The 20,800-nt window shown below is 72.9% G+C and carries 15 protein-coding genes and 1 pseudogene; 3 read left to right on the top strand and 13 right to left on the bottom strand.

The genetic code is table 11. The features are described from left to right. Positions 1–48: 48 nt before the first annotated feature. Positions 49–549, bottom strand: coding sequence for a hypothetical protein (locus tag ACFXB5_RS33360; RefSeq protein ID WP_020873536.1), 501 nt, complete (start codon positions 547–549; stop codon positions 49–51). A gap of 61 nt (positions 550–610) precedes the next feature. Further along, a complete protein-coding gene (locus ACFXB5_RS33355) occupies positions 611–3,538 on the bottom strand; it encodes an ATP-binding protein (RefSeq protein WP_385214973.1) in 2,928 nt (975 codons plus the stop codon). A gap of 269 nt (positions 3,539–3,807) precedes the next feature. Between ACFXB5_RS33355 and ACFXB5_RS33350 the strand changes: the two genes are divergently transcribed. Beyond that, positions 3,808–4,908: an isoafricanol synthase gene (locus ACFXB5_RS33350; protein WP_385214952.1), complete on the top strand. Its 1,101-nt coding sequence runs from the start codon at positions 3,808–3,810 to the stop codon at positions 4,906–4,908. A 13-nt stretch (positions 4,909–4,921) separates the two neighbouring features. Here ACFXB5_RS33350 and ACFXB5_RS33345 read toward each other — a convergent pair whose 3' ends face one another. The 6 genes from ACFXB5_RS33345 to ACFXB5_RS33320 all read right to left on the bottom strand — a co-directional run bounded on the left by ACFXB5_RS33345 (position 4,922) and on the right by ACFXB5_RS33320 (position 11,521). After that, positions 4,922–6,754 carry an AMP-dependent synthetase/ligase gene (locus ACFXB5_RS33345; protein ID WP_385214950.1) on the bottom strand — a complete coding sequence of 611 codons (1,833 nt, stop codon included), beginning with the start codon at positions 6,752–6,754 and terminating at the stop codon, positions 4,922–4,924. A 343-nt stretch (positions 6,755–7,097) separates the two neighbouring features. After that, positions 7,098–7,343 (bottom strand): DUF397 domain-containing protein, encoded by a 246-nt coding sequence (locus ACFXB5_RS33340; RefSeq protein WP_385214947.1) that lies wholly within the window; start codon positions 7,341–7,343, stop codon positions 7,098–7,100. 93 nt (positions 7,344–7,436) lie between these two features. Further along, positions 7,437–8,603: a thiolase domain-containing protein gene (locus ACFXB5_RS33335; protein ID WP_020873529.1), complete on the bottom strand. Its 1,167-nt coding sequence runs from the start codon at positions 8,601–8,603 to the stop codon at positions 7,437–7,439. Next, the gene (locus ACFXB5_RS33330; RefSeq protein WP_385214944.1) at positions 8,600–9,694 is read right to left on the bottom strand and encodes a thiolase domain-containing protein; all 1,095 of its coding nucleotides are present in this window, start codon (positions 9,692–9,694) and stop codon (positions 8,600–8,602) included. The genes ACFXB5_RS33335 and ACFXB5_RS33330 overlap by 4 nt, the downstream gene beginning before the upstream one ends. Further along, complete coding sequence (locus ACFXB5_RS33325) at positions 9,695–10,654, bottom strand: Zn-ribbon domain-containing OB-fold protein (protein ID WP_385214941.1); 960 nt, start codon at positions 10,652–10,654, stop codon at positions 9,695–9,697. Between the two features lie 60 nt (positions 10,655–10,714). After that, positions 10,715–11,521: a crotonase/enoyl-CoA hydratase family protein gene (locus ACFXB5_RS33320; RefSeq protein ID WP_201855806.1), complete on the bottom strand. Its 807-nt coding sequence runs from the start codon at positions 11,519–11,521 to the stop codon at positions 10,715–10,717. 165 nt (positions 11,522–11,686) lie between these two features. Here ACFXB5_RS33320 and ACFXB5_RS33315 point away from each other — a divergent pair, with 165 nt between their 5' ends. Together ACFXB5_RS33315 and ACFXB5_RS33310 are read left to right on the top strand one after the other, a co-directional pair. Further along, positions 11,687–13,315 (top strand): acyl-CoA synthetase, encoded by a 1,629-nt coding sequence (locus tag ACFXB5_RS33315; protein ID WP_385214939.1) that lies wholly within the window; start codon positions 11,687–11,689, stop codon positions 13,313–13,315. A 255-nt stretch (positions 13,316–13,570) separates the two neighbouring features. Further along, positions 13,571–14,089: a GNAT family N-acetyltransferase gene (locus ACFXB5_RS33310; RefSeq protein WP_385214937.1), complete on the top strand. Its 519-nt coding sequence runs from the start codon at positions 13,571–13,573 to the stop codon at positions 14,087–14,089. Between the two features lie 8 nt (positions 14,090–14,097). Here ACFXB5_RS33310 and ACFXB5_RS33305 read toward each other — a convergent pair whose 3' ends face one another. From ACFXB5_RS33305 to ACFXB5_RS33285, 5 genes and pseudogenes are all read right to left on the bottom strand, one after another. Continuing rightward, complete coding sequence (locus ACFXB5_RS33305) at positions 14,098–14,703, bottom strand: chorismate mutase (protein WP_385214934.1); 606 nt, start codon at positions 14,701–14,703, stop codon at positions 14,098–14,100. Between the two features lie 183 nt (positions 14,704–14,886). Next, complete coding sequence (locus ACFXB5_RS33300; protein ID WP_385214931.1) at positions 14,887–16,458, bottom strand: acyl-CoA synthetase; 1,572 nt, start codon at positions 16,456–16,458, stop codon at positions 14,887–14,889. Positions 16,459–16,555: 97 nt separating this feature from the next. Beyond that, a complete protein-coding gene (locus ACFXB5_RS33295; protein ID WP_201855802.1) occupies positions 16,556–17,659 on the bottom strand; it encodes a nitronate monooxygenase family protein in 1,104 nt (367 codons plus the stop codon). 109 nt (positions 17,660–17,768) lie between these two features. Continuing rightward, a complete protein-coding gene (locus ACFXB5_RS33290; protein WP_385214928.1) occupies positions 17,769–19,325 on the bottom strand; it encodes a phytoene desaturase family protein in 1,557 nt (518 codons plus the stop codon). 214 nt (positions 19,326–19,539) lie between these two features. After that, a pseudogene (locus tag ACFXB5_RS33285) lies at positions 19,540–20,800 on the bottom strand (tetratricopeptide repeat protein); the annotation flags it as partial.

The raw sequence follows: 20,800 nt of genomic DNA, 5'->3' as shown, positions 1-20,800 counted from the left end.
GGCGGTGCGCCCGGGGCGGGGCCACCCCGGCCCCCCGGGAAGCGCCCCTCAGCGCTGCTGGAACATCTCCGCGGGCAGCGGCTTGAGCAGCCGGTACAGATCGTCGGTGATCGGCCGGTCCCAGCTGGCGATGGTGACGAGCACACCGTCGCTGCGGTCGAACTGGGCGCAGGAGATCCGGCCCTCGGAGAGCTTGATCCGGCGGACGATGAGCAGATTGTCCTCGTGCATGACCGGGCTGTCCTCGGTGTCCACCACCTGAACCGGCTCGTCGTTCCCCAGCGCCGCCAGCAGCTGGGTCACCTCGAACGGCGGCTGACCCTCGGCCACCTCCCGGGCCGGGGAGCCCTCGGGCAGATTGCCGATGATCATCGCCGGGCCGCGGCCGCCGAACAGGTCGTAGCGCAGGAAGACGCCCTGGCAGGTGCCGTCCGGAGCGGGCAGCAGCCCCGCCCCGAGATCGCCGGGCCAGTCTCCCGGGTCCATGGCGAGGACGTCGAAGTCCGGCCCGGTGGGCGTGGCGGCGCTGCGGCGGCGGAGGAAGGACATGCGGACATGGTACGTGGCCGCACGCCGGTTACCGTGCCGGGGAGCGGCCGGGCCGCACCCCTTATCCGGGGTCGGGCGCCGGGCGCTGGGGAAGGCCGACCGTGGGGGTGATCAGCCGCTTCGCCAGCCCGGCCCGGTCGGTGCCGACCTTACGGTAGACGTCGGACAGCAGCCGGGCGACCTCGCGCTCCTCGAGACCCGTGGCCTCACCGATCCGGTCGTCCGACCAGCCCTCGGCGGCCCGCTCGGCGACGGCCTGCTCCTGCGAGGTCAGCGGGCTGGTGTGATCGACACGCAGTTGCATGGGGCGGAGCCCGGCCGCGGACAGCTCGTCGCGGGCCCGGGCCGCGAGCGCGTCGGCACCGCAGCGCACCGCTCCCTCCAGACCGCGGTAGAGCCGGTCGCCGGCCTCCTGGGGCAGGCCGATGCGGCGCAGCGCGGCGCCGTGGTCGACCAGCGCGACTGCCAGATCGTACGCGGCCGGTGACCGCATCAGATGGCTGACGGCCTCGGCCAGCAGCTTGATCCGGTCCGGCCCCTGGGTGACGGTGGCGGCGGCGTGCAGCGCCTTGCCGATGGCGGAGTGGGTGCCGAACTGACGGGCGCGGCGCACCGCGTCGTCGGCGACCTCGGCGGCCTGCCGGGGATCGGTCAGCGCGAGGGCCTGGGCGAGGTGGAGCTGCCAGGGGCACCAGGCGGGGTTGCGCATACCGCGCCCGTCCATGCGGCGGCCGACCTCGGTGAGCTGGCTCCGGGCCTCGCGATGGAGACTGGCGGCCAGGAGCAGCTCGCCGCGGACCGCCGGGACATCGGGGCAGAGTGTGGCCTGCGGCAGGGTCTCGCCGCGGTGCCGGGCCGCGAACTCCTGCGCCTCCTGGACCCGGCCCCGGCAGATCAGCGTTCCGATGAGGGTGCCGACCGCGGTCCAGTGGGCGGGTGTCGAGGAGCCCACCAGATCGGCGATCCGCATCCCCTCACGGGCCAGCTCCTCCGCCTCGCCGAGGGCGCCGCGGCGCAGCCGGGCATAGCCGAGGAGGGTGAAGCCGAAGGCCAGGTGGGAGCCGCGCCAGCCCTTGCGCTCACATTCGGCGATGCCCTTGTTGAACAGCTCCTCGGCGCGTCCGGGCTGGTCGCAGTGGAGGAAGACCAGGGCGACCAGGATGGGCACCTCGAAGCCCCAGTCGTCATCGGTCCAGCTGAGGCCGTCGCCGAGGGCCTCTTCCGCGTAGTGCAGGGCGGTGGCGACCGGCTCTCCGCGCGTCATCGCGTCCCAGGCGCGCAGCCCCATCAGATAGCGCTCGGCCATGCCGCGGCCGGTGAGGTGGTCCGCGAGCCGGGCGAGCCGCCGGGAGCGGGCGGGCGACTCCTTCTCGTCGGCGCGGAACATGTTCCACATCAGCTGCTCGGTCTGCATCCGCAGCCGGGTGCGGGCGCTGGTGGCCCGCCCGACCTCGTCGGCGAAGACCTGGGCGGCCTCCTCCATCCGGCCGCTGTGGCCGTACGCCTGGGCGAGCCGGTAGCTGATCGCCTCGCGCAGCTCGGGGCCGAGCGCGGGCTCCTCCAGCGCGGCGCGCAGATGGTTGACGGTGACGTCGGGCTCGGTGAGCTGGGCGGCGCAGCCGAGCTCGTACAGCACGGCGGCGCGCTCCTCCAGGGCGGGTGGTTCGCGCAGGGCACGGGCCAGACAGCGGCGCCCGGCGTCGGGGGCTCCGGCGCGCAGATACTCCCGGGCGGCCGCCCGCAGATGGCGCACCACCCACGGGTCGCCCTCGGGGTGCATCTCCAGCAGATGCCGGCCGGCGGCCGCGGAGCCGAGGCCCGCGCCGAGCACCACGGTGGCGGCCTGACCGTGCATGGCCACCCGCAGGGCACCGGGGATGGCCTGGTAGACAGCGGTGGCGATGAGCGGGTGGAGGTACTCCAGGGGCCGGGTGCCGTTCCCGGGGCGCGGCGGGGCCAGGATCCGCGCGTCGACGAGCCGGGTCACCATGTCGGTGGCCTCGGTCTCGCTGAGCCCGGCGACATTGGCGGTCAGCGCCGGGGTGGCCTCGATGCCGAGCACGGCGACGGCCCAGGCGAGGCGGACGGCGGCGGTGCCGAGGCGGGTCAGCCGGTCGTTGAGCCCGCTGTCCTTGGCCGAGGAGACCAGCTCGCGCAGCGCGGGCAGGTTCTCCGACTGCGGTTTCAGCCGACGGTCGCGGATCTTGGCGGTGAGCTCGGTGACCTCCCAGGGGTTGCCGCCGGTCATCGCCCAGCACTCGCGGCAGAACGCCTCGTCGGCGTGGTCCCCGAGGACCTCACGGACGATCCTGCCGACTCCGCCCGGGGTGAGCGGCGACAGCACATGGGGCCGTGATCCCTGGCGCTCGACCAGGGTCCTTATCGCGGCGACGTCGGCGGTCAGATCCTCCGGACGGTAGCCGACGGCGAGCAGCAGGGGCAGGTCGGCGGTGCGCGGGGCGAACCGGGTCAGCCAGTCCAGCGATTCGGGGTCGGCCCAGTGGACATCGTCGAGGATCATGACGACCGGGGCGTGCTCCACGGCGAAGCGGGTCACCAGCCAGTCGAGGCCGTCACGGACGCCCTGCGGATCGGGTGCGCCGCCGTGGCCCGAGACCACCAGGCCGACCGCGGGCGCGACGATCTCGTACCAGCCGCCGAGGATCCTGCGGTGCTCGTCCTCGCCGGTCTCCGCGAGCACCGGCTGGAAGAGCTGGCGCACCACATGGAAGGCCGCGCCCTGTTCGTGCTCGCCGCCGCGGGCCCGGAGCACAGTGCAGCCGCGGGCGGCGGCCCTACGGCGCGCCTCGCCGAGCAGCGCGGTCTTGCCGACGCCGCCGGGCCCCTCGAAGGCGATCACTCCGCCGCCGCGGGTCTCGGCCCGGTCGGCGGGATCCGTACCGCACAGTTCGGTCAGCGCGGCGTCCACCGCGCGCAGCTCCCGGTCCCGCTCCAGCAGTGTCCGACGCGTCCGGTCCTGTTGGCTCATGTACTCCGCTTGGCTCATGTACTCCGCCACGTTGCTTCCCCTCCGGCAGGTGACGCCGAGCGTAGCGCGGATGGCACGCTGCGTAGCTCCCCCATGGGGGGATTTCCGCCGGGCATTGCCAGTGGCACACGCCAATTCACCGTCTCCTCTATCGATGCCACGTTCCGCACGCGAGGATGACCGGATTCAACGGGTTGGCCAGATACCGCTTTCGCCTGTGGTATATGCGGGCTCGGGTTGCCCGAACGACGAAGGGGGCGGACACGATCATGCACACGCACGCTGCGCGACCACACGCCCGTCGGACGGCACTGCTGCGCCGGGCGGCCCTGTTCGGCTTTCCGGCCTCCGCGGACCTCAGTCCCGGCACCGAGGCGGCCAGGAGCCACACCATCCAATGGCTCTCGCGGTTCGGCGTCTTCCAGGACCGCGCGTCCGTCGCGGAGTACGACGCGCTCCGCTTCGACGTGCTGGCGGGCCTGTTCTACCCCCGGGCGACCGGCGCCGACCTGAACCTGGGCAGTGACCTCGTGGGCTGGTACTTCGTCTTCGACGATCAGTTCGACGGGGAGCTGGGCAGCCGTCCGCAGGCGGTGGCGCGGCTGGTGGCGGACGTCATTCGGATCACCGACGAGGACCTGGCGCACGGCAGGGCGGGCGACGACGACGGGCCGCTGCTGGAGAGCTTCCGCGACCTGTGGCGCCGCATCAACTCCGCGCGGCCTCAGGTGTGGCGGGACCGCTTCCGCCACCACTGGCTGGAATACCTGCACTCCTACCACCGCGAGGCGCTGGAGCGGACCGGCGCCCTGCCCGGGGCCGGCGGCGCGGAAGCGCCGCGCACGGTGGAGGACGTGCTGGCCCTGCGGCGCCACTCGATAGGCGTACAGCCCTGTCTCGATCTGAACGAGCCGTTCGGCGGCTACACCCTGCCGTCCGCGCTGCACGGCGGCTTCCCGCTGGAACGGATGCGGGAGGCTACGGACGATGTGGTGGTCTTCACCAATGACATCGCCTCCCTGGACAAGGAGCTGGCCGTCGGCGACGTCCACAACAGCGTCATCGTCCAGTGGGAGCGCGCGGGTGGTGAACTGGAGGACGCGGTACGCCATATCGCCGACCTGGCCAATGCCCGGTACGGCTGGTTCGAGGAGACGGCGGCCGAGCTGCCCGCGCTGCTCGCCGAGGCGGGAGCCGACCCGGACACCCACCGGGCCGTGGCGCGCTATGTGGACGGCATGCGGCATGTGATGACGGGCAATCTGGGCTGGTCGCTGCGTACGGCCCGGTACGACGAGCAGGGCACCGAGGCGGTCAGCGGGGGGCGGCAGCGGCCCTGGGCCCAGCTGACCGGCGCTCAGTTGGCGTAGGCCGCTCGATCGCTCAGTTCGCGTAGAGCTGCTCGATCTGCGCGGCGCAGAGCTTGTAGACCGCGTCGCGCCGCAGTTTGAGCGAGGGCGTCAACAGCCCGTCCGCCACGGTGAATTCCTTCGGGAGGATACGGAAGGCCCTGATCGACTCCGCCCTGGACACCGAGAGGTTCGCCGTGGAGATGGCCTGCTGGATCTCCGCGTGCAGCGCCTTGTTCGCCGACGCGTGCTCCCGGCCGACCGGGAGCCGCGCGCCGACCACCTGGTGCCAGCGCCTCAGCATCTCGGCGTCCAGGGTGATCAGCGCCCCGACGAAGGGGCGGTTGTCGCCCACCAGGACGCACTGCGAGATCAGCGGATGCGCCCGCAGCCGCTCCTCCAGCAGCAGCGGGGAGACGCTCTTGCCGCCGCTGGTGATGATGATGTCCTTCTTACGGCCGGTGATCGTCAGATAGCCCTCACCGTCGAGGAATCCGACGTCTCCGGTGTGCAGCCAGCCGTCGCGCAGCGCGGTCCCGGTGGCCTTGGGATCGTCCACATAGCCCGCGAAGACGGTGCCGCCGCGCACCCACACCTCGCCGTCCGGCGCGATGCGCACCGCTGTGCCCGGCATCGGGCGGCCCACGGTGCCGTGCCGGGGGCGGCCGGGCGGCTGCGCGGTGACGGCGGCGGTGGTCTCGGTAAGGCCGTAGCCGTTGTAGACGGTGATCCCGGCGCCGGCGAACATCAGCCCCAGCTCCCGGCTGAACGGTGAGCCGCCGGTGACCGCGTAGCGCACCCGGCCGCCCAGGACGGCTCTCAGCCGCCGGTAGACCATGTGGTCGAAGACGGCGTGGGCGGCTCTGAGCCCGGGGCCCGGCCGCTTCCCCGCGCCCTGTGTCTGCTGCTCGACCGCCGCGGCGTAGCGCACCGCCGTGTCCATGGCCCGCTCGAAGAGGGAGCCCTTGCCCGCGTCCTGGGCGGCGGTCCGGGCGGCTCCGAGGATCCGCTCGAAGATGTAGGGCACCGCGAAGACGCAGGTCGGATGGAAGGACTGGAGGGACGGCAGCAGCGAGGACGGGCTGAGCTCGGGCTCGTGCCCCATGAGGATGCCGCTCCGCACACAGAGCACTTGGACCATCAGTCCGTAGATGTGCGCCAGCGGGAGGAAGGCCAGGATGGCGGGCCGCTGCCCGGGCTCGGCGAAGAGCCCGCTCCAGCCGGCGAACAGGGTGTCGCACTCGGCGGCGAGATTGGCGTGGGTGATCATGCATCCCAGGGGCTGTCCGGTGGTGCCCGAGGTGTAGCAGATGACCGCCGTAGAGCGCGGTTCGACGAGCCAGCGCCGCTCGGTGACCAGTTCGTCGTGGACCCCGGCGCCGCGCCGCCACAGTTCCGTGACGCAGCCCTGGTCCATCTGCCAGATCGAGCGCAGCGCGGGAAGGGTGTCGCAGACGGCGCCGACCGTCATGGCGTCGTCCTCGCCCTCCACCACCACGGCCACGGCCCGCGTCTGGGCCAGGATCCAGCCCACCTGCTCCGCCGAGGAGGTGGGGTAGACGGTCACCACCTGGGCGCCGACGGACCACAGGGCATAGCTGAACAGCGTCCACTCGTAGCGTGTCCGGGCCATCAGGGCCACCCGGTCCCCGAACCGCACTCCCTCGGCCAGCAGGCCCTTCGCCAGCGCCAGGACCTCGTCCCGGAAGGCCGCGGCGGTCACCGGAGTCCACTGGCCGCGGTCGGCGGCGTCGCGCCGGGCGAGCTGGAGCCTGTCCGGTTCGCGGTCCGCCAGTTCGTACACCGAGTCCGCGAGCCCGCCCGCGCGCAGCGGTTCCACCATATGAGGGAGACTGAATTCGCGCACGACACCCCCCTTTTCAGCCGACTTTCCGCCCCGCGCAACGGGGAGGTGGGAGGGAAAACTACCTCCCGGGGCCAGGGCTGCATAGAGCGTGGACGATTCTGTTCCCACCCATGGAGACCCCATGCGACCTGCCAGTGTTACCGTGAGTCACGTTCACGTTTCGGCATGAGGTGTGAGGGTGTCGTGAAGCCGCGATGAACTCATGGGAACCGGACCCGGAGGACCTGCCCCGCGATATGAGGCGCCATCAGGCCGCCCGGCGTTCTGATGCTGGCCGATAACACACTACGGGGCGGGCCATCCGGTCCGGCCGGATCCGCCCGCCCCGATCAGCCTCCCCGGTTCAGGTGAGGTCGAACTCGCCCTCACGCGCGCCGAGGACGAAGGCGCGCCACTCGGCCGGGGTGAAGATCAGCGCCGGGCCCTCGGGGCGGCGGCCGTGGCGCATCGCGATGAATCCCTCGATGAAGGCGATCTCCACATCGCCCACGCCCTGGCTGCTCGACTGCCATTGGGCGCCCGAGAGGTCGAGTTCGGGCTTCTCGCCGCTTCCTGCCAGTGGCTGTTCGGTGGTGGTGGTATCGGCCACGTCAGCTCATCCTCCCGCATCGTCGTCCGCGCCCCACCCTAGCGATCGTGGCCGGTGCCGCACAGGCCACGAAAGGAGGAGTGAGCAGGAGACTCACCCGGCGGGTGACGTGTCCGCGACCACCCACATCGAGAAGAACTGCGAGCCTCCCCCATAGGCGTGGCCGAGTGCCTTACGGGCGCCGTCGACCTGGTGTTCGCCCGCCCGCCCGCGCACCTGGAGCGCGGCCTCGGCGAACCGCAGCATGCCGGACGCCCCGATGGGGTTGGTGGACAGCACCCCGCCCGAGGGATTGACCGGAAGTTCGCCGTCGAGCTCGGTCACCCCCGACTCGGTGAGCTTCCAGCCCTCCCCCTCGTCCGCGAAGCCCAGGTTCTCCAGCCACATGGGTTCGTACCAGCTGAAGGGCACATACATCTCCACCGCGTCGATCTCCCGGCGCGGGTCGGTGATCCCGGCCTGGCGGTAGACATCGGCCGCGCAGTCCCGGCCGGCCCTCGGCGAGACGAAGTCCTTCCCCGCGAAGAGGGTCGGCTCGCTGCGCATGGCGCCGCCGTGCATCCAGGCGGGCGGATACGGGGCGCGGTCCGCGCCGGCGCGGTCGGTGAGCACCATGGCGCAGGCGCCGTCCGAGGAGGGGCAGGTCTCGGAGTAGCGGATGGGGTCCCACAGCATCGGGGACGACCGCACCTGGTCCAGCGTCAGATCGTGCTCGTGGAGATGCGCGTAGGGGTTGCGCAGGGCGTTGCGGCGGTCCTTGTAGGCCACGAGGGCGCCGATGCCGGAGGGCGCGCCGGTGCGCCGCATGTACGCCCGGACGTGTGGGGCGAAGAAGCCGCCCGCCCCGGCCAGCAGCGGCTGCTGGAAGGGGATGGGCAGGGACAGCCCCCACATGGCGTTGGACTCCGACTGCTTCTCGAAGGCGAGGGTGAGGACGGTTCGGTGGACACGGGCGGCGACCAGGCCCGCGGCCACCAGCGCGGTGGAGCCGCCGACCGAGCCCGCGGTGTGCACGCGCAGCATCGGCTTGCCGACCGCGCCGAGCGCGTCGGCGAGGTACAGCTCGGGCATCATCACGCCCTCGAAGAAGTCGGGGGCCTTGCCGATGACGACGGCGTCGATGTCCGACCAGGTCAACTGGGCGTCCTCCAGGGCCCGTACGGCGGCCTCCCGGACCAGCCCGGCGATGGAGACGTCCCGGCGTGCGGCGGTGTGCTTGGTCTGGCCGATCCCGACGACGGCCACCGGCTCCTTCGTCACGAGGCATCCCCTTCCAGGACGGCCACCAGGTTCTGCTGGAGACAAGGGCCCGAGGTGGCGTGGGCGACGGCCCGGTCGGCGGCGCCGCGGTGGATGGCGGCGGCGGCCTCGCCGAGGCGGATCAGCCCGGCGGCCATCATGGGGTTGGCGGCCAGCGCCCCGCCGGACGGATTGACGCGTACGTCCTCCCCCAGCCGCAGCGCACGGCGGAGGATCAGCTCCTGTGAGGTGAACGGCGCATGCAGCTCGGCGAGGTCGACGGGGGCCTCGAAGGCGCCCGCGCGCTCGGCGGCGAGCCGACTGGACGGGGAGCGGGTGAGGTCCCGTACGCCGAGGCCGTGCGCCTCCGTCCGGTGGTCCATGCCACGGATCCAGGCGGGGCGGCGGCAGAGCCGGCGCGCGGTGTCCCCGGCGGCGAGCACGACGGCGGCCGCGCCGTCGCCGACCGGGGGGCAGTCGTGGCGCCGCAGCGGCCGTACCAGATACGGCTCGTCCAGAAGGGCCTCGGGCGGCGGCGAACCGGCCAGCTGGGCATGGGGGTTGTCCTCGGCGGCGGTCCGGCTGCGCGCCGCGACCCCGGCCAGCGCCCGCTCGTCGGCGACGGTGCCCCCTGTGTCTTCGCCGCCCTCCGCTTCCTCCGCGTCGAGCAGCGCCTGGGCCTGGAGGGCGGCGAGGGCGACCGAGTCCGGCCACAGGGGCGCCACGTAGTACGGGTCGAGCTGGCGGGTGAGGACCTCCCGCAGATCGCCGGGCGAGGACTTGCCGTAGGAGTAGACGAGCGCGGTCTCGGCCTCGCCCGTCAGCAGCCGCGTCCATGCCTCGTACAGCGCCCAGGCGCCGTCCATCTCCACATGGGACTCCGAGATGGGCGGCCAGGCGCCGACGCCGTCGAGGGCCATGGTGAAGGAGAAGGCGCGGCCTGCCAGATAGTCGCAGGAGCCGGAGCAGGTGAAGTCGATCTCGCCCGCCCGGAGTCCGACGGCGTCGAGCACCTGGTGGAGGACCGGCATCAACATCTCGACCTCGGAGATCTCCGCGGTGTCGCGCCGGTGGTCGCTCTGGCCGAAGGCGACGATGGCCACCTCTCGCATCTACAACATCTCCTTGTAGGTGTCGTAGTCGGCGTCGGGTTCGCCGGTGGGGCGGTAGTGGTCGGGGTAGCGGCCGTCCTCGCTCCATACGGGCTCCACGCGCAGCCCCATGCGCACCTCGTCGTAGGGGATGCCGCCGATGCGCGCGTGGAGGGCCAGATCGGCGCCGTCCAGGGCGATGTGGGCGTACACGTAGGGCACCTCGATGTCGAGGTTGCGGGCCTTGATGTTGACGATGCAGAAGGTGGTGACCGTGCCGCGCGGGCCGACCTCCACCTGCTCTTCGGTGGCGACGCCGCAGGTGGGGCAGGCGCCCCGGGGCGGGACGTACACCTTGCGGCAGGACGGGCAGCGCTCCCCGTAGGTGGTGCGGCCCGCGAGGGCCTTCAGATAGCGCGACTGGGCGCGGCCGGGCGCGTAGGTGTAGTCGAGGCGGGCGGGGGCCACGATGCCGCTGACGGGGTCGGTGAACGTACCCGTGTGCGGCACGGCTTCGCCGCCCTCGGCGCCGTCGTACGGTTCGAAGCAGGCGATGTCGGTGATGGCGCCCTCGCGCTCCCCGGCCCAGCGGATCCGCACCCGCATCCCGGTGCGCACGGCGTCGGGGCCGGGTGCGTCGAGGGCGTGGAGGAGGGCGGTGTCCGCGCCGTCCAGCCGCACCAGCACCCAGGCGAAGGGGGTGCGCAGGGGCTGGCCGCGGCGCGGCGAGGGGTTCCAGGCCCAGGTGGTGACGGTGCCGGTGGGGGCGACCTCGACGAGGTCGGCCAGCTCGTCTGCGGTGACCGGGTCGTATTCGACGGGCGGCACCAGCACCCGGCCGTCGGTGGTGCGCACGCCCAGCACAGTACGTTCGCGCAGTCCGGTGAGGAAGGCGCTCTGGACCGGGCCGAGGGAGCGGGTGAACGGGAACTCGACGACCAGAGGCGCCTGGAGCACTTCGGGTGAGGGAGCCGGGGTCATGGGGGTGCGTCTCCTTCCGCGCGGCCGCGGGGTGGATGCGGCGGGCCTGAGGTGTGGGGGTCACGCCCGGCGGTAGACCGGCGGCCGTTTCTCCGCGAAGGCTTTCGAGCCCTCCTTGGCGTCGGCGGTGTCGAAGATGGGCCAGCCGCGCTCGAGTTCGGACTTCAGACCGTCGGTCTCGGTCATCTCGGCGGTCTCGTAGACCGACGCCTTGACCGCCTCGACGGCGAGCGGACCGTTGGCGTTGATCAGCTCGGCGAGCTCCAGGGCCTTCTCCAGCGCCGTGCCGTCCGGGACGACATGGCCGATCAGCCCGATCCGCGCCGCCTCCTCGGCCGGGTAGGGGCGCCCGGTGAGCAGCATCTCCAGGGCGTGGGTACGGGGCAGTTGGCGGGCCAGCCGTACGGTGGAGCCGCCGATGGGGAACAGTCCGCGCCGGACCTCGAAGAGCCCGAAGGTGGCGCCGCGGCCCGCGACCCGGATGTCGGTGCCCTGGAGGATCTCGGTGCCGCCCGCGACACAGGGGCCCTCGACGGCGGCGATCACCGGCTTGCGCGGCCGATGGTGGCGGAGCATCGCCTTCCAGTGCAGATCGGGGTCGGCCGCGAGGCGGTCGCGGACATGCTGTCCGTCCATCCGGCCGCCGCTCGCGAGCGCCTTGAGGTCCATTCCCGCGCAGAAGGCCCCACCGGCGCCGGTGAGCACCACGGAGCGCACGGCGTCGTCCTCGTCGGCCTCGGTCCAGCCGTCGTACAGCCCGACCAGCATCGGCAGCGAGAGCGCGTTCCTGGCTTCGGGCCGGTTCAAGGTGAGAACCAGGGTCGCGCCGACGCGCTCGGCGATGAGGTGTTCGGTCCCGCTTGTCACGACGTCCTCCCGTCTCGAGACCTAGAACAGGTTGCAGCAGCCGGGGACCGACTTCAAGAGAAATCTGATGCTCAGTCAGATTTCTTGTTCCGCAGGCCTTCCCACCTCATCCCGGCGCGGCTCTAATGAGCGCCGAGCCGCCGGATCGAGGGGTCAGGAGGAGCCATGGAGTACAACCTTGCCGACCTGTTCGAGTCGATCGTCGACACGGTGCCCGACAGAGAGGCGCTGGTGTACCTCGACCAGCCCGGCACCGGGGCCGAACGACGGCTCAGCTACGCCCAGCTGGACGCGGCCGCCAACCGGCTCGGCCACCATCTGATGGACAGCGGTATCGCCCCGGGCGAGCATGTCGGACTGCATCTGTGCAACGGCGTGGAGTACCTCCAGACCGCGCTGGCCTGTGTGAAGATCCGGGCGGTGCCGGTGAACGTCAACTACCGCTACGTCGAGGACGAGCTGGTCTACCTCTACCGCGACGCGGAGCTGGCCGCGCTGGTCTACGACGCCGAGTTCGGCGAACGGGTGGCCGCCGCGCTGCCCCACGCCGGCACCTTGCGCCATCTGGTGCGGGTCGGCAGCGGGGACGACCCCGGTCCGTCCGTGGCGTTCACCGACGCCGAGGCGTCCGGGTCGCCCGAGCGCGGCTTCCCGGCCCGGTCCGCCGACGACCGCTTCATCATCTACACCGGCGGCACCACCGGGATGCCCAAGGGCGTGGTCTGGCGGCAGGAGGACCTCTTCTTCTCCGGACTGGGCGGCGGCGCCCCGACCGGCCAGCCCGTCGAGCGCCCGGAGGAGCTGGCGGAGCGGGTGGCCGCGGGCGGCGAGGGGCTGGTCTTCTTCCCCACCCCGCCGCTGATGCACGGAACCTCCACCCTTACGGCCTTCATCGCGTTCAACTTCGGTCAGAAGGTGGTGCTGCACCGGAAGTTCGTGCCCGAGGAGGTGCTGAGGACCATCGAGAAGGAGAAGGTCACCGCGGCCTCGCTGGTCGGCGACGCGATGCTGCGGCCCCTGGTGGACGCCCTGACCGGCCCCCTCAAGGGTACCGACCTCTCCTCGCTGCTCAGCGTCAGCAGCTCGGGCGCGATCCTCTCGGAGACCGTACGCGCCCAGTTCGCCGAGCTCTCCCCGCACACCCTGCTGCTGAACAACTTCGGCTCCTCGGAGTCCGGGTTCAACGGCACGGCCACCGACGACTCCGGCCCCGAGAAGGGCTTCCGGCTGCGCGTCAACGCCCGGACGACGGTGGTGGACCCTGCGACCCTCGCCCCGGTCGCGCCCGGTGAGCCCGGCCGGATCGCCCAGCGCGGCCATGTGCCGCTCGGCTACTACAACGACCCGAAGAAGACCGCCGAGACGTTCTTCGAGGCGGACGGGGAGCGCTGGGTGCTGCTCGGCGACATGGCGACCGTCGACGAGAACGGTGTGATCACCGTCCTCGGACGCGGTTCCCAGTGCATCAACACCGGGGGCGAGAAGGTCTATCCGGAGGAGGTCGAACAGGCCCTCAAGGCCCATCCGGATGTGTACGACGCGCTGGTGGCGGGCGTTCCGGACACCCGCTGGGGCCATCGCGTCGCGGCCGTCGTCCAGCCCCGTACGGAGGCGACCGGGCTCACCGCCGACGCGGTCCGCGACCACTGCCGGGAACGGCTCGCGGGCTACAAGATCCCCCGTACGGTCGTCTTCACCGACCGCATCCAGCGCTCCCCCAGCGGCAAGGCGGACTACCGCTGGGCGCGGGCGGTGGCGGAGGGAGCGGACCAGGACGCCTCGCACCCCGGATGAACCGCGGTGCCGACTAAGCGCTCCGCGGGAAGTGGCGAGAGGAGCGGTCGTTCATCCGCGGCTGCGTCGTGGCTGGTCGCGCCCACGCGGCGGAGCCGCACATCGACACAGCCCCGCGCCCCTTCGGGGCGCAACCGAACCGCCCCGGACTTCAGCGAGACCGCCTAGGCTGACCGGGTGCCCCTTCCGCCTGTGACTCCTACGACTCCCGTAACGGTTGCCCTCCCTCCTGTACCTCTCGCCGACGGGATCACGATGCGGATCGCCGTCGCGGACGACGCCCAGGCGCTCGCGGACGCGTTCACGCGCAACCATGAGCATCTGCGCCCCTCCAGCCCGCGGCGGGACGAGAGCTTCCTCACCGCCGACGGCCAGGCCGCCCGGCTGCGCGACCAGCTGGAGCAGTGGGAGTCCGGCCGGATGGTGCCCTGGGTGCTGGCCGGCGGTGAGCGGATCCTGGGCACGGTCACGCTGTCCCACATCGTCCTCGGGCCCTGGCGCAACGCCCATCTCGGCTACTGGATCGACGCCGGGCACCTCGGCCGCGGGCTGGCCACCCTGGCCGTCCGGTCCGTCTGCCGGACGGCCGATGAGGGGCTCGGACTGCACCGGATCGAGGCCAGCACGCTGGTGGAGAACGTCCCGTCCCAGCGCGTCCTGCTGGGCTGCGGATTCACCCGGATCGGCATGGCGCCGGACTATCTGCACATCGCCGGCGCCTGGCGGGACCATCTGCTCTTCCAGCGCGTCCTCAACGACCGCCCCCTGCCCTGACCGCCGCCTTACGGCGCTCCGCGCTCGCACACCGAGGGCAGCGAGCGGCCCAGCGCCACGGTGTGCAGCGGGTCCAGATGCCGCCCGTGGACCACGGCGGCGGCCCCGGCCGTGAGGTGTCCCACGCAGGAGGGGGACTCGCGCACGGCCGCCGAGTCCGCGATGGCGCGCACGAGTTCGCCGTTGATCCGGTTGATCTCCAGCCGGACCCGGCCGAGGTCGGGGCGTTCGGTGGGCGCCTGCGCGGGGTCGGCGTCCCAGCGGCTGTAGAGGCCGCGCTGGACGACCTTGCTGGCCTCGATCTGGTCGCGGAAGATCCGCGATGTGGCCACCGGGTCGGCGCCCAGCTCCTCGGCCTGCCGCGCCACCGCCTCCAGCACCTCCCGCTCCCGCGCCGGGTCGTCGATCGGGCTGTCCGTGCCCCACTTCGCGGCGGCGACCTCGTCCGCCACCAGCACCCGCTGCGCGGACAGGTCGACCAGCGGCCGCAGGGTGCCGTGCTGGACACGGGCCGGGCCGGCCGGTGCGGCGACGGCGGCGGTGGCCCCGGTGGCCAGCACGGCGGCGGCCAGCACGGCGATCAGCGCATGACACGGGGACGGATGCGGTCGCATGGGCGGGGATCCTCTCTCGGCGGTACGGGCGGCCCGCGCCATCGTCCAGGCGGCCGGGGCGGGTTCTGGAACGATAGGGCGCCGCACCGCGAGCACGCCACGGGGCCGGTCCCGCGAGAAGCGGAACCGGCCCCCGTAGGCGAGATGGCCGGATCGGGCGGGCCGTGACGGCCAACCTCACCCTCAATGCGGGGTCTGACCCGCGTCGACCGCGCCCTCCCAGTACGGCTCGCGCAGCCGCCGCTTGTAGAGCTTGCCATTGGGGTCGCGTGGCATCTCGGCGATGAACTCCACCGACTTGGGGCATTTGTAGCCCGCGAGCCGGGTGGTGCAGTGGGCGAGGATCTCCTCGGCCAGCCCGGGGCCCGGCGCATGCCCCTCGGCGGGCTCCACGACCGCGATGACCTGCTCTCCCCAGTCCTCGTGGGGGATCCCGAAGGCGGCGGCGTCGGCCACCGCCGGATGGGTGAGCAGCGCGGCCTCGATCTCGGCGGGGTAGATATTGACCCCGCCGGAGATGATCAGGTCGATCTTGCGGTCGCGGAGGTAGAGATAGCCGTCCTCGTCCAGCAGGCCGAGGTCGCCGACGGTGAAGAAGTCGCCGATGCGGTTCTTCTCGGTCTTGGACTTGTCCTTGTGGTAAGCGAAGCCCCCGGTGCTCATCTTCATGTAGACGGTGCCGAGTTCACCGGCCGGGAGCCGGTTGCCCTCGTCGTCGAAGATGGCGAGCTCGCTGATCGGCCAGGGGCGGCCGACGGTCCCCGGCTTCTTCAGCCAGTCCTCGGCGGTGGCGAAGGCGCCGCCGCCCTCGCTGGCCGCGTAGTACTCCTCGACACAGCCACCCCACCAGTCGATCATCTCGCGCTTGACGTGGTCGGGGCAGGGCGCGGCGCCGTGGATGGCGTGGCGCATCGACGAGACGTCGTAGGACCGCTTGACCTCGTCGGGGAGGGCGAGCAGCCGGTGGAACTGGGTCGGCACCATATGGGTGTGGGTACAGCGGTAGGTGTCGATCAGGCGCAGCATCTCCTGGGGCGTCCACTTGTCCATGAGCACCAGGGGATGGCCGATGTGCAGCGAGGAGCTCGCGAACTGCAGAACGGCGGTGTGGTAGAGCGGTGAGCACACCAGATGGACGTGGTCGGGCTCCTCGTCGCGCGGGGTGATGCCGAAGAACCGCAGGAAGCCGCCGAGGTGGCTCTCCTCGGGGAGCTTTCCGGTCAGCGCACGGCGGATTCCGCGCGGCCGGCCCGTGGTGCCGGAGGTGTAGTTCATCACCCAGCCCAGCTCGCGCTCGGCGGGCGGCTCCTCCGGCTGCCCCTCGAGGAGCTCGGCGTACGGGCGGAAGCCGTCGATGGCGCCGACGGCGTAGCGGTGGGTCGCGGGCAGCCCCGCCTCGTCGGCGGCGGCGGCCGCCTGCCCGCCGTAGCGCTCATGGGCGATCAGCACCTTGGCACCGGAGTCGGAGACGATCCAGGCGATCTCGGGGCCGACCAGATGGTGGTTGACCGGCACCAGATAGAGCCCGGCCTGGGTGGCGGCGAGCGCGGCGACGAAGAACTCCACCCCGTTGGGCAGGACGACCGCCAGGGCGTCGCCGCGGCGCAGCCCGGCGGCGCGCAGCCCGGCGACGAGCCGGTTGCACGCGCTGTGCAGCCGCCCGGCGGTCCACTCCTCGCCGTCCGGGGCGATGAGCACGGTGCGGTCGGGCTCGAGCGCGGCCTGGGCCCAGAAGCCGTTGGGTGTAGGGGACATGGCGGTCCGGTCCTCCTTCTGACGGCGGGGTCAGGGGAATATCGACGGGGGTGCACGGGGGTGCGCGGGTGGGCGGTGGTGTGCGGGGCGGGCGCGGTCAGGCGCGTCCGGCGATGCGGTTGACGCGGTCGATGGCGCGCTCGAAGCCGCGGGTCAGCTCGTCGAAGACCGCTTGCACCGGGCGGACGGAGTCCATCCGGCCGACGATCTGGCCGACCGGCGTCCCGAGCAGCGGTTCCACCTCGTACTTCTGGATGCGTGAGACGGCCTCGGCCACCAGCAGCCCCTGGAGGGGCATGGGCAGCGGGCCCGGACCGTCCGGGTCCTCCCAGGCGTCGGTCCACTCGGTGCGGAGCTGGCGGGCGGGTTTGCCGGTGAGGGCACGGGAGCGCACGGTGTCCCCGGATCCGGCCGCGAGCAGCTTGCGGATGAGGGCCGCCGAATGGAGTTCGGCCTCCTCCGTGGTGAGCCAGAGGGAACCGATCCAGACGCCCTGGGCGCCCAGCGCCAGCCCGGCGGCGATCTGCTCGCCGCTGCCGATGCCGCCCGCGGCGAGCACGGGCAGCGGGTCCACGGCCCGCACCACCTCGGGGGTGAGCACCATGGAGGCGATCTCACCGGTGTGGCCGCCCGCCTCATAGCCCTGGGCGACGATGACGTCGAGCCCCGCCTCCTTGTGGTGGAGGGCGTGGCGGGCGCTGCCCGCGAGGGCGGCCACGAGGATGCCGTGGTCATGGGCGCGGGCCACGACATCGGCCGGGGGTGAGCCCAGGGCGTTGGCCAGGAGTTTCACGGGGTAGTCGAAGGCCACGTCGAGCTGGCTGCGGGCCACCTGCTCGAGCCAGCCGGTGATCCGCCAGCCGGACGCCTCGCCCTCGGCCAGCTCGGGGACGCCGTGCTTGGCGAGGGTCTCCCGGACGAAGGCGCGGTGGCCCTCGGGGATCATCGCCTCGATATCGGCCTCCGTGACGCCCTCCACCTTCTTCGCGGGCATGACGACGTCCAGGCCGTACGGTCTGCCGTCGGTGTGCGCCTCCATCCAGTCGAGGTCGCGGGCCAGCTCCTCGCCCGCGCCGTAGCGGACCGCGCCGAGCACGCCGAAACCGCCGGCCCGGCTGATCGCCGCGGCCACGGCGGGGAACGGCGTGAAGCCGAAGACGGCGTGCTCGACACCCAGCCTTGTGCTCAACTCCGTCTGCATGAGCGGCAGGATGCCGCAGGGCGCCGGACGAAGGAAGAGTTTTTCTGACGCTACGTCAGATTCGAAGCAAGAAAACCGCGCCCCGGGCCGTCCGGAGGGCTCCCGGGGGTCACTTCTCCAGCACCGCCATGGCCGCGTTGTGCCCGGGGATTCCGCTCACCCCGCCGCCGCGCACCGCGCCCGCGCCGCACAGCAGCACATTGGCGTGCCGCGTCTCCACGCCCCAGCGGCCCGTGCCCTCCTGGGCGTACGGGAAGGCCAGGTCCCGGTGGAAGATGTTGCCGCCGGGCAGCCGCAGGTCGGCGTCCAGATCCAGCGGCGTCCTGGCCTCGACGCACGGCCGGCCGTCGGCGTCCTGGGCCAGACAGTCGGTGATCGGCTCGGCGAGATGGGCGTCCAGCTCCGCGAGGGTGGCGCGCAGCAGCGCGGTGCGCGCCGCGTCGTTGTCCTCGGTGAACAGCCGGGCGGGGGTGTGCAGTCCGAACAGGGTCAGGGTCTGATAGCCCTCGCGGGCGAGCTCCGGGCCGAGGATCGACGGGTCGGTCAGCGAGTGGCAGTAGATCTCCGACGGCGGCCGGTGCGGCAGCTCCCCCGCGGCCGCCTGGCGGTACGCCTCCTCCAGCGCGCCGTACCCCTCGGCGATGTGGAACGTCCCGGAGAACGCCTCGCGCGGGTCCACCTCGCGGTCGCGCAGCGCGGGCAGCCTGCGCAGCAGCATGTTCACCTTGAGCTGCGCCCCTTCGGCGGGCGGGGCGGGCGGCTCCTCGCCCAGCAGCCGGGCCAGTTCGCGCGGTGCCGCCCCGACGAGTACGTACCGGGCGGCGGCGGTGCCCTCCCCCGCCTCGCCCTCGTACCGCACCTCCGCCGAGGTGCCGTCGGTGGCGATCGACATGACCTCGCGCCCGGTCGCGATCCGCGCGCCCGCCGCGCGGGCGGCGTCGGCGAGGGCGTCGGTGAGCGCGCCCATGCCGCCGACGGGGACATCCCAGTCGCCGGTGCCGCCGCCGATCACGTGGTAGAGGAAGCAGCGGTTCTGGCGCAGCGAGGGGTCATGGGCCCGGGCGAAGGTGCCGATGAGCGCGTCGGTGAGGACCACGCCCCGGACGAGGTCGTCGTCGAACGCGGCCTCGATCGCCTCCCCCAGCGGCCGCTCGAACAGCGCCTGCCACGCCGCGTCGTCGCCGATCCGCGTCCGCAGCTCCTCCCGGGTGGGCAGCGGCTCGGTCAGCGTGGGGAAGACCCGCTCGGCGACGTGCCGGGTCATGCCGTAGAACCGCTCCCAGGACGCGTACTCCCGCTCCGACCCGGTCAGCCGCTCGAACGCGGCGCGCGTCCTGCCCGTGACGGCGGTGTCCACCAGCAGCCCGGTGGGGCGCCCGCCCCGGACGTCGGGCGTGTACGAGGACACCGCGCGCTTGCGCACCGCGAAGCGCAGTCCGAGGTCGTCGACGATCCGCCGCGGCAACAGGCTGACCAGGTAGGAGTAGCGGGACAGCCGTGCGTCCACCCCGGCGAAGGGCCGTGTGGACACGGCGGCGCCACCGGTGTGGCCGAGGCGCTCGAGCACCAGCACGCTCCGCCCGGCGCGGGCGAGGTACGCGGCGGCGACCAGACCGTTGTGACCACCGCCGACGATAACGACGTCGTACGCATCGCTGTGAGACATGCCCTCTGGTTAGCACGCGGTGATCGCCGGGGCCAGGCCGCCCGGGGGTCACCTCGGCCACCGGAGGTCACCTCTGCCGCGCCCGCCGCCCCGCCGTTTCGGCCGTCTCAGCCATCTCAGCCGTCTCAGCTGTCTCGGCCGCCTCAGCTGTCTCGGCCGCCTCAGCTGTCTCGGCCGCCTCAGCTGTCTCGGCCGCCTCAGCTGTCTCGGCCGCCTCGGCCGTCTCTTCGCGGCGGCCCAGCCGCTCCAGGCAGTGCGCCTCGTCACCGCGGCTGACCAGGGTGTCGGGATGGTCGGGCCCGAGGACGCGCACGCGGGCGCTGGTCACCCGGCGGTAGCCGGACAGCGCGTCCGACCAGCGGCCGAGCCAGCCCAGGGCGACGGCCACCTCGCGACGGCTGACCAGGGTGTCGGGGTGGTCCGGGCCCAGGGCGCGCTCGCGCAGGGCGCAGACCTCCCGCGCCTCGGCGAGCGCCTCCTCCCAGCGGCCCAGCCGCCCCAGGCCGACACCGAGGCCGTGCCGGGCGCGCAGGGTCTCCGGATCGGCCGGGCCCTGAGCGCGGGTCCGGTCCTCGACCAGGGCGCGGTAGACCGCGAGGGCCTCCTCGCCCCGGCCCAGCCGCCCCAGACCGGCGCCGATCTCGTAGCGGGCCGCGAGGGTGTCGGGGTGGTGGGGGCCGAGGGTGCGGGCGCGGGCGGCGGCCACCTCGCGGAAGATGCCCAGGGCCTCGCCCCAGCGGTCGAGGCGGCCGAGGGCGCACGCCACCTCGTAGCGGGTGACCAGCGTGTCGGGGTGGTCGGGGCCCAGCACCCGGGCGCGGGCCGCGGCCACTCGCTCCGCCATCCGGTACGCCTCCGCCCGCCGCCCCAGACAGCCCAGGTTGAAGGCGAGGTTGTGGCGGCAGCGCAGGGTGTCGGGGTGGTCGGCGCCGATGGTCCGCTCGCGAGCGGCGAGCACGGCGGTGTAGACGTCCTGGGCCTCGGTGAAGCGGCCGAGGCGGCCCAGGGTGAACGCGGTCTCCTGACGGGCGGCGAGAGTGTCCGGATGGTCGGGGCCCAGGACGCGCCGACGGCCCGCCGCGACCCGCTCGTACTCGCGCAGCGCACCGCCGAGGCGGCCCAGGATCCCGAGGGCGAAGGCGATCTCGTAGCGGCTGGCGAGGGTGTCGGGGTGGTCGGCGCCCAGCGTGCGCTCGCGCTCGGCGGCCACCTCGCGGTGGGTTTCCACCGCCTCCGCCCAGCGGCCCGCCCGCCCCAGGTCCAGCCCGGCGCGGTGCCGCTCGGCGAACCGTTCCCGCACCCCCGGCGGGGTCGGCGCGGCCGAGTCGGCGGTGCCGCGGTCCCCGGTCCAGGCGCCGGTGAGTGCGGCCGACGCGTCGGGCGGGGTCGCGGGGCCCCCCGCCGCCCCCCCCCCCGGGGGGGGGGGGGGGGGTGTGTTAGCAGATACAACAACCACGCCACGCCCGCGCCGGCGC

The sequence above is a fragment of the Streptomyces sp. NPDC059455 genome, from assembly GCF_042750115.1.
Taxonomy (GTDB): domain Bacteria; phylum Actinomycetota; class Actinomycetes; order Streptomycetales; family Streptomycetaceae; genus Streptomyces; species Streptomyces endocoffeicus.
The sequence above is the reverse complement of the archived record's forward strand: the minus strand, read 5'-3'. Positions and strand labels throughout refer to the sequence as shown.

What these genes read in the sequence shown, in the direction of transcription:
- ACFXB5_RS33315 (WP_385214939.1), top strand. Translation starts at nt 11,687, where the DNA reads ATGGAGTACAACCTTGCCGACCTGTTCGAGTCGATCGTCGACACGGTG.
- ACFXB5_RS33300 (WP_385214931.1), bottom strand. Translation starts at nt 16,458, where the DNA reads ATGTCCCCTACACCCAACGGCTTCTGGGCCCAGGCCGCGCTCGAGCCC.
- ACFXB5_RS33330 (WP_385214944.1), bottom strand. Translation starts at nt 9,694, where the DNA reads ATGCGAGAGGTGGCCATCGTCGCCTTCGGCCAGAGCGACCACCGGCGC.
- ACFXB5_RS33295 (WP_201855802.1), bottom strand. Translation starts at nt 17,659, where the DNA reads ATGCAGACGGAGTTGAGCACAAGGCTGGGTGTCGAGCACGCCGTCTTC.
- ACFXB5_RS33290 (WP_385214928.1), bottom strand. Translation starts at nt 19,325, where the DNA reads ATGTCTCACAGCGATGCGTACGACGTCGTTATCGTCGGCGGTGGTCAC.
- ACFXB5_RS33350 (WP_385214952.1), top strand. Translation starts at nt 3,808, where the DNA reads ATGCACACGCACGCTGCGCGACCACACGCCCGTCGGACGGCACTGCTG.
- ACFXB5_RS33360 (WP_020873536.1), bottom strand. Translation starts at nt 549, where the DNA reads ATGTCCTTCCTCCGCCGCCGCAGCGCCGCCACGCCCACCGGGCCGGAC.
- ACFXB5_RS33310 (WP_385214937.1), top strand. Translation starts at nt 13,571, where the DNA reads ATGCGGATCGCCGTCGCGGACGACGCCCAGGCGCTCGCGGACGCGTTC.
- ACFXB5_RS33305 (WP_385214934.1), bottom strand. Translation starts at nt 14,703, where the DNA reads ATGCGACCGCATCCGTCCCCGTGTCATGCGCTGATCGCCGTGCTGGCC.
- ACFXB5_RS33325 (WP_385214941.1), bottom strand. Translation starts at nt 10,654, where the DNA reads ATGACCCCGGCTCCCTCACCCGAAGTGCTCCAGGCGCCTCTGGTCGTC.
- ACFXB5_RS33355 (WP_385214973.1), bottom strand. Translation starts at nt 3,538, where the DNA reads ATGAGCCAACAGGACCGGACGCGTCGGACACTGCTGGAGCGGGACCGG.